At 37.0% G+C, this 15,937-nt stretch carries 12 protein-coding genes; all 12 read right to left on the reverse strand.

Going from position 1 to position 15,937, the window contains the following annotated elements; all coding sequences use genetic code 11:
- Window position 1 precedes the first annotated feature (1 nt).
- Window positions 2-1,153: a LegC family aminotransferase gene (locus PE36_RS00125; protein WP_006029902.1), complete on the reverse strand. Its 1,152-nt coding sequence runs from the start codon at window positions 1,151-1,153 to the stop codon at window positions 2-4.
- Window positions 1,154-1,163: 10 nt separating this feature from the next.
- Window positions 1,164-2,354, reverse strand: a complete 1,191-nt coding sequence (locus tag PE36_RS00130) for a UDP-N-acetylglucosamine 4,6-dehydratase (RefSeq protein ID WP_006029903.1) — start codon at window positions 2,352-2,354, stop codon at window positions 1,164-1,166.
- Between the two features lie 173 nt (window positions 2,355-2,527).
- Window positions 2,528-3,952, reverse strand: coding sequence for an MBL fold metallo-hydrolase RNA specificity domain-containing protein (locus tag PE36_RS00135; protein ID WP_006029904.1), 1,425 nt, complete (start codon window positions 3,950-3,952; stop codon window positions 2,528-2,530).
- 157 nt (window positions 3,953-4,109) lie between these two features.
- On the reverse strand, window positions 4,110-5,117 hold the full coding sequence (gene galE, locus PE36_RS00140) for a UDP-glucose 4-epimerase GalE (protein ID WP_006029905.1): 1,008 nt from the start codon (window positions 5,115-5,117) through the stop codon (window positions 4,110-4,112).
- A gap of 69 nt (window positions 5,118-5,186) precedes the next feature.
- Window positions 5,187-6,233 carry a UDP-N-acetylglucosamine--undecaprenyl-phosphate N-acetylglucosaminephosphotransferase gene (wecA, locus tag PE36_RS00145; protein WP_006029906.1) on the reverse strand — a complete coding sequence of 349 codons (1,047 nt, stop codon included), beginning with the start codon at window positions 6,231-6,233 and terminating at the stop codon, window positions 5,187-5,189.
- Window positions 6,234-6,781: 548 nt separating this feature from the next.
- Window positions 6,782-8,206 carry a phosphomannomutase gene (locus tag PE36_RS00150; protein WP_006029907.1) on the reverse strand — a complete coding sequence of 475 codons (1,425 nt, stop codon included), beginning with the start codon at window positions 8,204-8,206 and terminating at the stop codon, window positions 6,782-6,784.
- The gene (locus PE36_RS00155; RefSeq protein WP_006029908.1) at window positions 8,206-9,618 is read right to left on the reverse strand and encodes a mannose-1-phosphate guanylyltransferase/mannose-6-phosphate isomerase; all 1,413 of its coding nucleotides are present in this window, start codon (window positions 9,616-9,618) and stop codon (window positions 8,206-8,208) included. Before PE36_RS00155 ends, PE36_RS00150 begins: the two co-directional genes overlap by 1 nt.
- An 8-nt stretch (window positions 9,619-9,626) precedes the next feature.
- Window positions 9,627-10,847, reverse strand: coding sequence for a glycosyltransferase family 4 protein (locus PE36_RS00160; protein WP_006029909.1), 1,221 nt, complete (start codon window positions 10,845-10,847; stop codon window positions 9,627-9,629).
- The gene (locus PE36_RS00165; RefSeq protein WP_006029910.1) at window positions 10,847-12,493 is read right to left on the reverse strand and encodes a heparinase II/III family protein; all 1,647 of its coding nucleotides are present in this window, start codon (window positions 12,491-12,493) and stop codon (window positions 10,847-10,849) included. Before PE36_RS00165 ends, PE36_RS00160 begins: the two co-directional genes overlap by 1 nt.
- Before the next feature lie 81 nt (window positions 12,494-12,574).
- On the reverse strand, window positions 12,575-13,633 hold the full coding sequence (locus PE36_RS00170) for an acyltransferase (protein ID WP_083797957.1): 1,059 nt from the start codon (window positions 13,631-13,633) through the stop codon (window positions 12,575-12,577).
- A gap of 15 nt (window positions 13,634-13,648) precedes the next feature.
- Complete coding sequence (locus tag PE36_RS00175; protein ID WP_006029912.1) at window positions 13,649-14,827, reverse strand: glycosyltransferase family 4 protein; 1,179 nt, start codon at window positions 14,825-14,827, stop codon at window positions 13,649-13,651.
- Between the two features lie 22 nt (window positions 14,828-14,849).
- Window positions 14,850-15,896 carry an acyltransferase gene (locus tag PE36_RS00180; RefSeq protein WP_006029913.1) on the reverse strand — a complete coding sequence of 349 codons (1,047 nt, stop codon included), beginning with the start codon at window positions 15,894-15,896 and terminating at the stop codon, window positions 14,850-14,852.
- Window positions 15,897-15,937 lie beyond the last annotated feature (41 nt).

Consider the following 15,937-nt stretch of genomic DNA (forward strand, 5'->3'; position numbering starts at 1 on the left):
ATTAAACACTTACTCCAACTGGGCTACTCGGTAAATTAATCAGGTGTGCTTCTACCCATTCAGAGACACTCAAATCTCCGCGTAAGGCATCTTTGAACATAGGTAAGCGATGCATTAACTGCCAAATAGGTCGAGTCATCACACCGCTTGCGTTGGTTTTTTCTAACATTAAGTTACGGCTAGCAACGTCCGGACAGATAATGGCATTTAACCAATAATTTGATTTCGCGTATTCAGGCTCTTGCACAAAGTGAAAATCACTATCGGCAAAGAATTCCGCGTAACGCGCTGCTAACCCACGTTTTTGTGCGAGAAAGGTCGGTAATACTTCCATCTGCGCACAGCCTAATGCCGCATTCAGATTTGGCATACGGTAATTAAATCCAGCCTCATCATGATAGAACTCATACGGGTGCGGCACTTTCGCTGTCGTTGTCACATGTTTAGTGTGTAAGCCAACATCGGGATCACGACACAACACCATACCGCCGCCACCGGTGGTAATGACTTTATTACCGTTGAAGCTAATCGCAGCAAATTCACCTAAGCTACCAGTGTGTTTACCTTTGTAAAATGAGCCAAGGCTTTCAGCGGCATCTTCGACCAAGACCAGATTCCAACGCAAACATTCTGCAATGAGTTCATCCATTTCGACGGGGTGACCAAAGGTATGCATCGGGATCACCGCACGAATACGCTGACCAGTCGTTTTGTGTATACATTCGCCTTGGGCATTCAACTTAGCAAACTGTTGTAAATATTTAGCCATCGCTTGCGGGCATAAACCCAGGCTGACTTTTGAGACATCAACAAAAATAGGTTGTGCGCCCATATGAAATAACGCATTACAGGTCGCAACGAACGTCAGCGCTTGCGTAATAACAAGATCACCAGCTTGTACGCCAGCCATATACAACGCCGTATGCAAAGCAGCTGTGCCATTAACAGTTGCGACGGCTTTACCAGCACCGGTATAGCGTTCGATATGTTGTTCAAAGTCATTCACATACTGACCCACACTCGATACAAACGTACTGTCGATAGTGTGATTCACATAGGCTTTTTCATTACCATTAAATGTCGGCACATGTAATGGTATAAAGTCATCTGTGGCATAAGTATCGCGGACAAACTTAATTAATTTGTTATGCATTTGTCTATTCCTACATTTTTCCGTCTAAGTATTTACCAGTTTCTTTATGGCCAAAATCTGGGATCATAGTAAAGAACAATTCAACGATTTGTTCTTTCGTCCAAGCACAATCCGTTTTCATTTCAGCGATGGTATTTTCAAATAAGGTGACTAATTCAGCATCAAATAATGCATCATTTTTAATGACTCCCAGATGATTAAAACGTTGCATATCTAATGTTTCATTGTCAGTAAAAAACTCTTCAAAGTCTTTTTCACCCGTGGTATCACTGTCAGTAAATAGACACGGCCATTTACCTTGCTCTGGCAGCGTATCAACCAATGCACGTGCTTCATCTTCGTCTTTACATAAATGCGGTTCATAACCTAATTGCTGTAGATATTTGACGGCGATATCGGCAAACGAGATCAAGTGTAATGATTCACTTAATTTAGGGAAAAAGATATCGCGGTTTTCACCAAAGATACATGACATTAAACATAACTCGCCCGACTCTTTTGGTGTTACAAAATAACGTTTAATATCTTGTGGAGCAACGATAGGCTGACGCTTTTGAATGCGCTGATTGAATCCGTGTAATAACGAACCATCAGAAAACGCGACATTCGCAAAGCGGGCTGTTGAAATAGTAATATCGGCACTGCGGCGCATTAAGAACATTTCCATAATACGCTTAGAAGCACCCATCATATTCACCGGATTAGCGGCTTTATCTGTCGATACGCAGAAATACTTTTTAACACCAGCAGCGGCGGCTTGTTGCATGGTTTTTTCAGTATTAAATACATTCACATCAATCATGCGCATTAAGGTATACGGGTCTTTTTCACTGCGTACATGTTTCAATGCTGATAAGTTTAAGACGTAATCATATTGACCATCGGCTTTAATAAACGCGTCATATTCTAATGAGCCAATATCTAATGCAAACGTTTGGAAATCACCATCGATATAACCAATCGAACTACGAATATCTCGCACCAGTTCAACCATATTATTTTCGCTAATATCCACAACATGGAGTTTTTTTGGCTGACGTTTGAAGATCTCTTTTGTCACCGCTTGACCAATAGATCCTGCACCGCCTAAAACTAAGAAACGAGATCCAGAGACAGCTTGTTGCAGTTGTATTTCGTGTTGCTGAATATCGGTTGTGAAAAGTGCGTTCTCACGACCGATAAGAGATAAGATCGATGCCATTATCAATTGATTCCTTAAGGTAACAATATAGTAGGGTGACTGAGCTGATTACATCATCATTCAGTGATGCCAGCAGTATATCAAAATATTACCGTATCTGTTAATTTCAGCAAAGAACCTTATTCATCGATAGGAGCGATACCTCATTAACGTCTCATATTCGCATCTATCACTCATGCATCGGGCCGTAATATCCGCGCATCTGGCACTAATTTCCCGAGTTTTTCAGCAAACACCGCCTTTGCGCCTTCATCACCATGGACAATGCGTATCTCGCGTGGTTTATGTTTGATGTGTTTAACAAAATTGATTAAATCTAGCTGATCAGCATGGGCTGAATAACCACTGATGGTATGAATACCGGCATTAATGGTGATGCGTTTACCGTTAAGATCCACATAACCCCCCTTAGGGCCATAGCGTTGGATTTCTCGACCGGGGGTACCTTGGGCTTGATAACCGACAAAGATAACATCCGCTTTGGCGTCCGGTAAAAATTGCGTCAGGTAATTGACGATACGACCACCACTGCACATGCCACTGGCAGCAATGACAATAGCCGGCTTATCACGTTGGGACAGGTACTTAACAACGGTCAGGTGATCTTGGTGGCTGTCGATAGTATACAGCTGGTCAAAATCCAGCGGATGGCGACCCTGTTTGAGTTTGCCTAACGCTTCTTTGTCCCACAGCGCTTTGAAGTCGCGGTATTTACTGGTGAAATTGGCGGCCATTGGCGAATCGACGATGATTTCGATATGCTTCCATAAGCTATTGTCTGGTGCTGTATGAATAAACTGTTCGATTTCGTAGAGTAATTCCTGAGTACGACCAATACTGAATGCTGGGATCAGTACCACCCCATTATCACTCACCGCGTGTTCAATCACCGCTTGTAACTTTTGGCTACGTTGATTGCGATGTTCGTGTCGTTTATCACCATAAGTACTTTCGATGATTAACGTATCGGCGCGATATGGCGATCGGGGTGAGGATAATAGCGGGCTGTACGAAGCACCCAAATCGCCTGAAAAAACGACACGGTGACGGCGAATGGGTTTATCGGTGGATAGTTCAATTTCGACATAGGCGGAACCAAGGATATGTCCTGCAGGACAAAACCGGATTTTCTGGCGTTGATAGCAGACTTCATCCGGTTTTATATCCTCTTTAGGGATTTTCAGTACCTCAATCGTTTGCCATTTTTGATAGGGTACGGAGATGAGTTGGTTTTGTAATAGGGAGAGGCAAGCTTGGATGAGTTTTTTATCGCGGGTGACACCAACTTTAAGGGCATCTTCAATAACAAGGGGAAGCAGTGCAGCAGTGGCTTCGGTCGCGTATATCGGACCTGTGAATCCTGCGGCTAATAAATACGGTATGCGACCGACATGGTCAATATGGCAGTGGGTGACGATGAGCGCTTTAATGGTGCGGATATTAAAGTCGATAGAGAGTTGGTTTTTATTATTCTTACCCGCGGCTTCTGAACCTTGAAATAAGCCACAATCAATCAGTACTGAATTGTAGTCATTCATATACAGCTGATGGCAAGATCCGGTCACGCCATTGACCGCACCGTGATGTAAAATACGCATTGTTTCCGTCCTTGGAAAGCAAGTTAAACGATAAATATAACGTTTAGTTTAAAATACTTAATCCAAGAAGGTAATAGGTCGTGATGCTGATTTAGGTATGACTTTAACTAAAAGCCAAGCTGAGCGATTTATATCGCCAAGCTTAACGACTTACGCTTTAATAACCATCAGGGTTATTTGATTGCCAGCGCCATGTATCAGCGGTCATATCACTAATACTACGCTCTGCTTTCCAGCCTAATTCGCGTTCGGCAAGTTCGGTGGCAGCATAACACTGCGCAATATCGCCTTCACGACGTGGCGATATTTGATAAGCCACCGTTTTACCCGATGCTTGCTCAAAGGCTTTAACCATCTCTAATACGCTGTAACCCTGACCTGTGCCTAAGTTATACGTCACCAAACCTGGATTGGTCATTAGCTTATCTAGCGCTTTTAAATGCCCTAAAGCTAGATCAACTACATGGATATAATCACGTACACCAGTACCATCAACCGTGGCATAATCATCACCAAACACGCTTAATTGCTTTAGTTTACCCACGGCTACTTGTGAGATATATGGCATGAGGTTGTTAGGGATGTCATTTGGATCTTCACCAATCAAGCCACTCTCGTGTGAACCCACTGGATTGAAATAACGTAAACGGGCAATGTTCCAGCTGCTATCAGACTTATACAGATCGGCAAGGATCTCTTCGACCATTAACTTAGAACGGCCATAAGGATTGGTTGCCGACGTTGGGAAGCTTTCATCAATTGGCACAGAAGCCGGATCGCCATACACAGTTGCCGACGAACTAAACACAAAGTTCTTCACATTGTGCGCGTCCATCACTTCTAAGATGTTAATTGTCGTCGCAATATTATTACGGTAATAGGTTAATGGGATCTGATTCGACTCCCCTACCGCTTTTAGACCAGCAAAGTGGATCACCGCGTTAATATCATGCTCAGTAAAAATACGGTTTAATAATTCACTATCCAGTACATCACCACAATAAAAGCTTACTGATTTACCTGTGATTGCTTTCACGCGCTTTAATGATTCTTCACTTGAATTACACAAGTTATCAATCACAACCACGTCTTGATTACTGTTTAATAACTCCAATACGGTATGACTGCCGATATAACCCGCGCCGCCTGTGACTAATATTGTCATGAAACTATTCCTGTTATTTGTATTGTATAAATGTATGTGTCTAAAAGTAATAATAACCCGTTGTTCATTCTAGCTAGCACGCCAAGCACGAAGCTTTGCGGTAATCACCCATACTTTCGATAGCAATAATTGATAAATAAAGAAACACACTAAGAACAGCGCCAGCATGATATATTCTGGAATGCCGACGATTTCAGCATAAATACCAAACGCAGCGTAGGCGATTGCGATAGAGCAGATAGCACATAAGTTTTGCGTGTTGTTTAATCCTAGACGCTGGAAGATATGATGCAAATGTTCACGATCGGGTTTAAACGGAGAGTCGCCACGGCGTATACGGCGGATCATAATAGCGGCCATATCCATTAACGGTACCGCTATTAACCACAGTGCCGTTACCGGACGTAATAGCGCGTCGCCTTTTTGTGATGATAGTAATAGGAACCAGATCACCGTAAAGCCAATCAACATACTGCCCGCGTCCCCCATAAATACTTTACGCTCACGGCCTAATAAACCTAAGTTGAACAGTACATAAGGCAGGATGATGACAATAAGAACAAGACATAAGTAAGCCAAGTTACTTTGTTTGTCAATGCTAAGCACAAAACCTAAGCCACCCAGGGTTACTATAGATAACCCCCCCAGTAGACCGTCAATACCATCGACCATATTAAAGGCATTAATCGCCCCGACAACCGCGATCACAGTCACAAGATAACCCACTACCCCTAGGTTAATATCACCAAAGCCAAGCATATTACCCAAGGTATGCAACTGGATATCGGCAACAAACATCATAACAACTGATAATCCGGCCTGTACAACAAAGCGAGTTTTAAAACTCAGATCGTATTTATCATCCAATGCCCCAACCAAGGTAAGGATAAAAATAGACAGCATGTACAGGCGGTAGTTCGGCAGCAGATCTGGATTATTGAATAAGAAATACATGAACGAAATACAGATAGTAATACCACCAACCAAGGGGATAGCACCATCATGGTGTTTACGTTCATTTGGTTTATCAACTAAACCAATTTCTTTGGCTATTTTACGCATGGTGAATAACGTAGTTAAAGAGAAAAAGAAAACAAAACCGAGTTCAATGAACATGCTTTTTATAACCTTGATTAGTTTGAATAATGGTAGGAATACGTAGTATGGTGTCGATCAGAATATTGATATGGATTTGGACTTTCATCCATTTAAAAATAAATAACTATACTCAAATTAATTCGAGAGAGTATATCAGAAATTAATGGGTATATCTGGACAACGTACCCTAATGCAAATGGTAGTACCACGCTCGCTGCACTCTTATTTAAGTTAACATTGCAACTATTCTGACACTGGGGGATTCAATCAGTGGCTTGTTTATATTGACATTGATTTAGTTGCAGGCAGAAAGCGCGTACCGTAACAGGCTGCAGGAAAGAGGCATTTTTCATAATGGAATTGGCCTAATATTGTTTATGTTAACCGTAGGGATCTTATTTTTTAGTTTTATCTTAGCGGATCTAATATCTCAAAAAACAGGAATAAAACAGAAAATTTTCTGTCTCATCACTGTCTCAAAATAATTTTCATGGAATATAACAAATTGAAATTAAGATGCTATTTAATAATCCCCCAATAAAACTGACTATTATGTATGAATCAATTTACGATTTAATGAATTGAATCTGCTGCAATGCTTGATTCACTAAATCCTGAGCTTGTTCTATTGAATTTGATTCCGCGTAGCAACGTAGTTCAGGTGCATTACCCGACGGACGGAAATGAATAATATCACCATTCATTAATGTCATACGCAAACCATCAGTCGTATCGATTCCAGCGACAACAAACTCAGAGAAACCTAATTGAGTTAAGAAATACTCAGGTTGTTCTTTAGCTACTTTTAAAATGGCTAAACTTTTTTCGGTTGCAAAATTTTGAATACGATCACTGTGAGTCATACGCTGCGGCAATGTGTTAACTAACGCTGAAATATTATTTTCACTTGCTGCGGCTAACAACATTAACGCAGGTAATACCGCATCACGCGTTGGTAATGCTTTAACGATTTTATTATTAACAACAACATCAGAACCTAATAAGAAACCACCATTAGCCTCAAAACCCGCGACTGAATCGTAATCTTTAGCTAATTGTTCAAATTCAGCGATGACATACGGTGAACCGATTTTAGTACGCGTAACATGGCTAAATAACTCACAGCTTTCAATCGCAGTATTACAACTCACTGGTACGGCTAATGCCTCAATCTTCATTGCATTCGCACACAATAAACCCAATACATCGCCACGTAGCCAATCACCATTTTCATCTGCAACTAACGGGCGATCACCATCACCATCGGTAGAGAAAATAAAATCAAGATCATATTGTGCAGACCAATTTTTCGCTTTTAGTTTATCTGCTTCCGATACTGCTTCAGTATCGATAGGGACAAACACATCGCTACGCTCTAGCGCAATCACATCTGCACCAAGCGCAATAAACATATCTGCATACAGATCACGACCAGCACTAGAATGCTCGTAAATACCAACACGTTTACCAGCAAGTAATGTGCTATCAAATAAAGAGGTATATCGCTCAACATAGGCTACAGCAGCTTTAGTATTTGTTACTAATTCAGGAAGGTCAGAAATAGCTTCAAATTCAGCAGTTGCATTTAAAATACCTTGTTCATCAGCTTTACTGATCTCACCGTCGGGACGATAAAATTTAAGGCCATTACGATCAAAAGGAATATGACTACCAGTGACCATGATACACGGTATGTTATCTTGCATTGAAATATAAGCTAAAGCGGGTGTTGGTACAACGCCATAATAGATAGCTTCAATACCAAGTTGCTCTAATGCTTTAATGCATGCTTGTGCCATCGCAGGACTGCTAGGACGATTATCAATCGCGATTGCTACTTGCTTAAATGTAAATTGCTTTTTTATACAGCTAATAAAAGCATGAGTAAATGCAGCGCAAGCATTATCTGTAAATTGAGTAACTAACCCACGCGCACCACTAGTACCAAATTGAATGCCTGATTTTATTATTTCGTTAGAACTAATTAACATTATACTCTCCCGTATTTGTCATCGAAACGCACAATATCATCTTCACCAAGGTAAGAACCTGTTTGCACTTCAATCAGTTCAAGAGGTAATACGCCAGGATTTTCTAATGCGTGAATTTGACCCAGAGGGATATATGTCGATTCATTTTCTGTTACTAAGAATGTTTTATCACCATTCGTTACTTTTGCAGTACCCGATACCACGATCCAGTGTTCTGCGCGGTGGTGATGCATTTGAATTGATAATTTCGCACCCGGTTTTACTGTAATACGTTTAACTTGATCGCGGTCACCAAAATCAAGTGAGTCATACTTCCCCCAAGGACGGTATACTTCTCGGTGTATCTTATGCTCTGTTCGTCCAGCTTGTTTGAGGTGATTAACAATTTTCTTTACATCTTGAACTCGGTCTTTATTGGCAACTAAAATCGCATCTTTTGTTTCAACAACAACAATATTATCAATACCCACAGTTGCTATAAGCTTATTCTCAGAGTAAAAGTAACCATTTGAAGAATCAATACTAATTACATCACCTTTGGTGACATTGTTATTTTCATCTTTTACAGAAACATCCCATAATGCAGACCATGAACCAACATCACTCCAACCGGCATCCATTGGTACAACCATTACATCAGCACTTTTCTCCATTACTGCATAATCAATCGAATCGTCAGGACATAATTCAAATGCAGCTTTATCAACACGAATAAAACCCATATCTGAATTAGTTTCAGACATTGCATTTACACACGCGGCAATAATTTCTGGATGATGAATTTTTAATTCTTCAATATAACGTGAGGCTTTAAACAAGAACATACCACTGTTCCAGTAATAATCACCACTATCAAGATAACGTTGTGCAGTTCCTAAATCTGGTTTTTCTACAAACTGATTTACACTAAATGCGGCACCTTTAGCTTCACCCGCATTGATATAACCATAGCCGGTTTCTGGTGAAGTAGGTACGATACCGAATGTAACTAATTTACCGTCTAGAGCAAAAGGTAATGCTTTTTCAACTGATGACTGAAATGCTGCAGTATCTTCAATTAAATGGTCTGCTGCGAGTACTAATAAAACAGGATCTTCGTCTTGTTTCGCAGTCTTTAATGCTTGTAATGCAGCCAAAGCAATAGCAGGTGCTGTATTACGGCCAACAGGCTCTAATATAATACCACTATGCTCAAAACCACCTAAACGCAATTGCTCTGCAGCAATAAAGCGGTGCTCTTCATTACAAATTAATAGTGGTGCTTGATGTTCAATACCAGAAAGACGTGCAACAGTTTGCTGCAACATAGATAATTCACCAGTCACAGTTAAAAACTGTTTAGGGTAAAGCTCTCGAGAAAGCGGCCATAAACGACTGCCAGTGCCGCCAGCCATAATTACAGGAATTAACATAGATTACCTTATTTTAATTTTTTAAATATATTCAACATTTTTTCGGCCATTAAATCTCGACTAAATTCTGAAGCAGATTTAATACTGTCATTTTTTAACTCTGTATATAGCCTTGATTCATTTTTCAACTTTAAAATACCGTTAACGATTTCATTTACATTCTCTGGTTGAACGGTTATTCCTGAGTTTGTGTTTTTAATAATAGCGGTTGCTTCACCTTCAGGAACACTCATAATTGTTGGAATTCCCATCCCCATACATTCAAATATCTTTGAGGGAATAACAGTTTTAAATAGATCACTATTTTTAAGTGGTACTAAAGATACATCGCATAACGACCATACTCTAGGCATCATATCTTTAGGTTGACGGTCTATAAGTACTACATTATTTAATTTTTTATTTTTAACTAGATCTACCACTTTTTGTCTTGCTGCACCGCCCCCAGCAAAAACAATACGAATATCGGATTCTGATTGTAATTTTTCCGCTACAGCTACAATATTTTCTAAGCCATGAGCCATACCGTGAGTACCGATATAACCAGCTACAAACTTACCCTCTAAGTCATATTTTTTAGCTAGTTTTTTATCTTTTTCTAGTGCTGGCTCATATTTAGACAAATCGACACCATTTAAAACAACATCTATTTTATTTCCATCAATACCACGCTCAATTAATTCTTTTTTAAAAGAATGAGTAACAGTGATAATAGAATCAGCACGGCGATATAAAAATAACTCGAGTTTTTCCAATAAGCGGATAACATTACTGTCTTTCATTGCGCCAACAGCAGTAATAGATGCCGGCCATATATCGCGCAACTCAAATACAAATGGCTTACGTCTTACTACCGATAGAACCCAACCGGCACAGGCACAGAAAAATTGTGGGGATGTTGCAACGATTACATCAGGTTTCGTTTGAAATAGTCCTGCAATAAACCCCATGACCATGAATGACATATAATCAAGAATTCGCTTAACAAACCCTTCATTTGCCGTAATATAAGTTTTGACTCGAATTACATTAATACCGTCTAAATCACTTTTTTGATATAACGTATTTTTATAACCGTCAAATACCCTACCTTCAGGAAAATTAGGTGCGCAGGTAATTACTGTAACCTTGTGCCCCGCTTGTACCCAACGAACTGCGTGTTCATAAGTACGCGTAGCAGGTGCATTTCCTTCTGGTGGAAAATTATCGGTTAAAAATAAAATATGCACTATTTCTTACTCCATATACATGATACTTGCATCAAATTATCCGTAAATTTGAAGCATAATTTTTTACTTGGAATCGAAATACCAAACTCAGGATGCCAAGTTGTATCAACAATTGAAACTTGGGCCTTTTCTACTGTAATATTAATGATGTAATTATTTGTTACTAAATAAATTGTACTATTAGTAATATTTAATACTGTAACATCTGGGTGTAGGTGTAAATAACTCTCAGCTTGTTCAAATGTACCTTCCAAATGATCAATAATATCAAGCGAATTATAAGTAACGGTCCACTTACGATTATGTATACAGTTAACACCTTGCTTTTTAAAGCCGTCATGCTCTGCTGAAAATGACACAGCATTACGATTAACCTCACCAACTACACGATTTCTCAATGTCGCTCGTTTAGCTACGCGAAAACCACTCCATACTTGTGAGGAGTTTAAGTCATCCACAGATACTGTATTATGAGCTTTTGTTTGACGCTGTCGTAAACGCTCTTCACTTAATCCATACCCAGATATACCTGAGTTAACGAAGATACGTTGGGTGCCAAGTGATAACTCAAAAGACAGGGTATCAGCATGTGCATGACCGGGGATATAATCTGGACCAATAGCAGCTAAGTCGGCTATTAATGACATATCCTTTGATTTAACAATTACGTAACCAGAATCTGTTAAATCAATTAATTTAATATTATTTACTTCATATTTTTGAGTTAATGTCTTAAAGCCTAATACACTTGCATAACCGTAAATAGTATTGTTGCTTGGTGCAATACCGAATACTGAATCATTAAAGAAACTAATTTCACCATCGTTATGACTCATCACTTTTAACCATTGCAGCATTTTTAAAATAGCTGAATGTGTGTTTTTGATAACTTGCTGGGATACTTTATTAGGATATGTCTTAAAAATATTAATTAAATCGAGTAAGTCAACAAGCATTATAGCGTGATACATAGGTGTTAATTCAAAATTACCACCATCATTTAATACTTGCTCTTTTAGCTCTCGATTGTAAATAGCTAAACCGGTATTTAACCATGATTTGGCATTGCCACAATCAAAATACAACCCTGAAAATATAAGTGCTTTTGCATTAACAAAAAGGTGATTACCTAAGATATGAGTTTCTAGATCTTGGGATAAAAAATCTGCTTGTTGCGCTAGGCTATCTAAAATATGTTGTTCTGGTGATATGTGCCCTAAAAAAGATTTTATCCAGTTAACAATACGTAATGATGTCGGATAAGGTTCCCAACCATTACCAACAGCAGGTGGGTTTTCATCGATCCAACGTTGAATAAATTTAAGCTGACTAGCAGTACGCTTATTACTATCCAATGCACATAAATCATCGAAGTAGTGCAAATTGTATAACCATAATTTAGCCTCATTATCGTTATTCCAACTTGCTTTGTCTTTAATATCAGCGCGATGATTTAAAAAAATAACTTGATCATAATCGAATATCTTTCGATTATACAGACCATAAGTAATCCACTGACCTGATATCTCAGTTAATGAACTTGTTATTGCATTAAACTTAGGATGAAGGATTTTTTTTAGGATGCGATTAATAATTTGTGTTGTTTTTAGGTGTTTTACGGTGTGAAAGTAAATTGCTATTTTCATATTTCCAAAAAAGATAGTTATCTATCCTAGTTCCTTATTGACAACTTGGTATCATACGATGTTATTTTATGAGTATATTTATTATTTCCGCACTCCTAAATAAATGTTTTTATTTGTCATTTTATTATATACAACGTTTTCGAAATATTTACTTATTATCATAGTCAATATCAATGTTAACACACTAGTTAATACTAGATAAAACAAAAACACCATTACATTGGACGTAGCACCAACTAAATACTTAGAAATTATATTACGTGATATCAAATAAGAATAGGGATGTAATAAATACAGAGCAAAACTGATATTACCAAAAAACACAAACTGTTTTAAAGATAAAAATCTACTAATCAAAGTTTTTGAAGACAACAATGTAACCATAAAAGAAAATAGTAACACAGGAATAAATAAGCCATACAAATTGTCAAAAGTTAACACCCAAGAGAACTTATTACCAGTTGACACAAAAAAAACCAAGAAAATCAATAATGATAATTGAACGAAATTCAATAAATAAAGATTAATACTTAACACTTTACTCTTTACTCTTTTATCACAAATGGATAAGGCCACGCCTAAAGCAAAGTACATAGAAATTGGATAAAATAATAAAAGGTATATTGAAATCGCCAAGCTAAACAAAAATAAAACATAATGTTTTTTGCTATTAAGGTAAGAAACAATAAAAAAGGTCACTATATAATACCAAACTTCAAATGTTAGAGACCATGCATTTGGTGTTAGAGACTTAGTACTCAAAAATAAATCTAAAAAAAGTAAATTTGATATAAGGTTCACATAACCTAGTTTATTTTCGTCGATTACAAATAACTCATTAGATATAAAATAAAACAAAGTAAACAGTAGGAATAATGGATAAATACGCCAAAATCTGTGCATAAAAAAACTCTTCACAGAACTTCTTAAAGAGGCTTTATAAATAACAAAACCACTAAGAAAAAAGAATATTTCCACACCAAAAACACCTATGTTAGATAAAACTTTAGACCACGCCCCCCCTATGCCACTATCGACATGTATTACATAACCATTAATAATATGCGTAAAGAAAACCATCAAAGATGCGATGCCTCTCATACCATGAAATGACAAAATGAAATTATTTATATTCTTCATAAATAAAGGTAAATATTACCTATGACTCCAAATATATTCAGCCTGAGAAAAAAAACTATTCTGAGAATAATTTTTATGAAAAAAATTAAAACCTTCTGTCGATATCTTTAAAATTTCATCTTCACTGCTTAACAATGTTCTAATATGCTCTTCCATACCTCCAATACTTGCTGATACAAGTGCTGATTTCCCATGAGAAACATTTATCCCTTCAACTCCAACACTCGTAGTAACTAGAGCTGATTTATTTCTCAAAGCAACTAAGCTTTTAATTTTTATTCCAGCCCCCTCTTCCTGAGGATTGATAAAAATACGTCCTTTATTAAATAACTGACTCTCATTATCAATAAAGCCCAATGCAATAACACCATTCTTTTTATCGTCAAATATTTCAGTTCCTTTACCTGCAATAAAAAATTGGGAGTTAGGGAATTCTTCAAATATCTTTGGCCATACAGTATAAATAAACTTTCTAAGTGAGGCTCCCTTCCTCATATCGGATGTTCCAATATGAATTAAATTTTTGGAGTTTACAGTTTCAACCGTATCTTCAACCGGTTCGAAATAGACGCTTAAGACTGAATTAACATGAACATTAATTTGATTGTAATACTCTTTATCATCATCTGAAATGGCAATAAAGTAATCCGATTTTTTTGCAATACATTGTTCAAATTTTTTAATTTTAATTAATTCAAACGTCCAAGCAAGCCTAGATATTATATTTCCTTTATGTTTCATTCCAAAAAAGCCTTTATAAACGGCATTGTGACTTCTAACAATATGATAAGAGTTATTAAAAGCAGACTTGAATTCATTTAGAAAATAAGCAGCAGGAATATCTTCGTAAAAAAAATCACATCCATTCACACCTAGTTCATCTAAGATAGTTCTAACATCACCCACGCTTCGCTTGAATCTCATACAGATCGCAGGATATTTAGAAAATAGTGACTCTAAAAACCGTAGCGCTTTACTACTCCTAAAGAAGTCGACAGCTATAAACTCAACACTTAAAAAATTATTTCTAAACTCTGCGTCAAAAGTCTCATCTTCAGGCCCTAAATAAACAACTCGTTTATATTTTGAGACTATAAATGATAAAGTTGAATTACAGGCGATTTCATAACCTTTTTTATTTCCAGGCCAACAACCTGAAATTACAACACATGTTTGATTGTGTTCATTTTTCATTCTAAAACTCTTTATTTAATAATTAATATGAAGTTGATTTTATCTTTCTGTTTATTTCAAAGATGGCTGGTATAAACCTTAACTCAATATATTTATATGATATAACTGCGAAAACATAACAAAAAATAACACTTAAGATAGATGTTAAATAAAACTCATCAAAATCTAAAATTACTATGATTTTTATAAAAAAAGGCAATGTAAAAACATGCGATAGATACAATGAATATGATGAATTCCCAAGTAAGCAAAATAACTTAGATCTAAAAATACGACTATCATCTAAAATCAAAAAAGATATAATCAGAAGTGTTGATGGAATACCATAAAATAAGAAACGGTAGTAATCATTTGAATCAAAATATGAAAAGACAATTCCTATTACAATTGACATTGAAAATAAAATAACACCTACTTTCCAATTAACACTCCTAATTAAATATACATATTTTGCAATCAAAATCCCCATGATAAATTCAAGTAACATTGGATTAAAAATAACATCTCTAGTCTGAATGAATCCATCTAAATCATAAAACATTGCGAATAAAACAATCGGAGTAACCAAAGCTGAGATGTATAATTTCAGTGACCCCCCAAATGCTTTCATTGCAAATACATAGGTAATATAAAAATAAATTTCGTAACTCAATGTCCAAGCAACATAAAGAATAGGTGCATATAAGCCATCTGCATTCTTAGCAGGGAATAGAAATAGAGATGAAATAAAATGAAATGTATCAAAATTATATTTTGATAAGGATGTGGCAGCTGAAATTACGATGTAAATCAAAGTAAATATAAGATATAAAGGCATTATTCTTTTTAATCTGGACCGAAGAAATGAAACTATACCTATATTTTTTTTCTTCATTGAGCTTGTGTATATAACAAAGCCACTTATGATGAAAAATATATCAACTCCAATTGACCCAAGCTTCTCCAGACTAACCCCTAGAATAGAAAGATCAAATTCCGCGTCGAAATGATTACTATATTGTATACTAAAATGAAGGAATACAACTAATGATGCAGCAACGGCCCGTAAAAAATTTACTGAATAAAACATAAAAACAACTCACAAAGAACCATTTCCTTCAGAAATGACTA

The organism is Moritella sp. PE36, assembly GCF_000170855.1.
Taxonomy (GTDB): domain Bacteria; phylum Pseudomonadota; class Gammaproteobacteria; order Enterobacterales; family Moritellaceae; genus Moritella.

Excerpts from the sequence above, each read along its gene's own strand:
- PE36_RS00150 (WP_006029907.1), bottom strand. The coding sequence starts at position 8,206 with ATGTTAATTAGTTCTAACGAAATAATAAAATCAGGCATTCAATTTGGT.
- PE36_RS00155 (WP_006029908.1), bottom strand. The coding sequence starts at position 9,618 with ATGTTAATTCCTGTAATTATGGCTGGCGGCACTGGCAGTCGTTTATGG.
- PE36_RS00175 (WP_006029912.1), bottom strand. The coding sequence starts at position 14,827 with ATGAAAAATGAACACAATCAAACATGTGTTGTAATTTCAGGTTGTTGG.
- wecA (WP_006029906.1), bottom strand. The coding sequence starts at position 6,233 with ATGTTCATTGAACTCGGTTTTGTTTTCTTTTTCTCTTTAACTACGTTA.
- PE36_RS00135 (WP_006029904.1), bottom strand. The coding sequence starts at position 3,952 with ATGCGTATTTTACATCACGGTGCGGTCAATGGCGTGACCGGATCTTGC.
- PE36_RS00125 (WP_006029902.1), bottom strand. The coding sequence starts at position 1,153 with ATGCATAACAAATTAATTAAGTTTGTCCGCGATACTTATGCCACAGAT.
- PE36_RS00170 (WP_083797957.1), bottom strand. The coding sequence starts at position 13,633 with ATGAAGAATATAAATAATTTCATTTTGTCATTTCATGGTATGAGAGGC.
- PE36_RS00130 (WP_006029903.1), bottom strand. The coding sequence starts at position 2,354 with ATGGCATCGATCTTATCTCTTATCGGTCGTGAGAACGCACTTTTCACA.
- galE (WP_006029905.1), bottom strand. The coding sequence starts at position 5,117 with ATGACAATATTAGTCACAGGCGGCGCGGGTTATATCGGCAGTCATACC.
- PE36_RS00165 (WP_006029910.1), bottom strand. The coding sequence starts at position 12,493 with ATGAAAATAGCAATTTACTTTCACACCGTAAAACACCTAAAAACAACA.
- PE36_RS00180 (WP_006029913.1), bottom strand. The coding sequence starts at position 15,896 with ATGTTTTATTCAGTAAATTTTTTACGGGCCGTTGCTGCATCATTAGTT.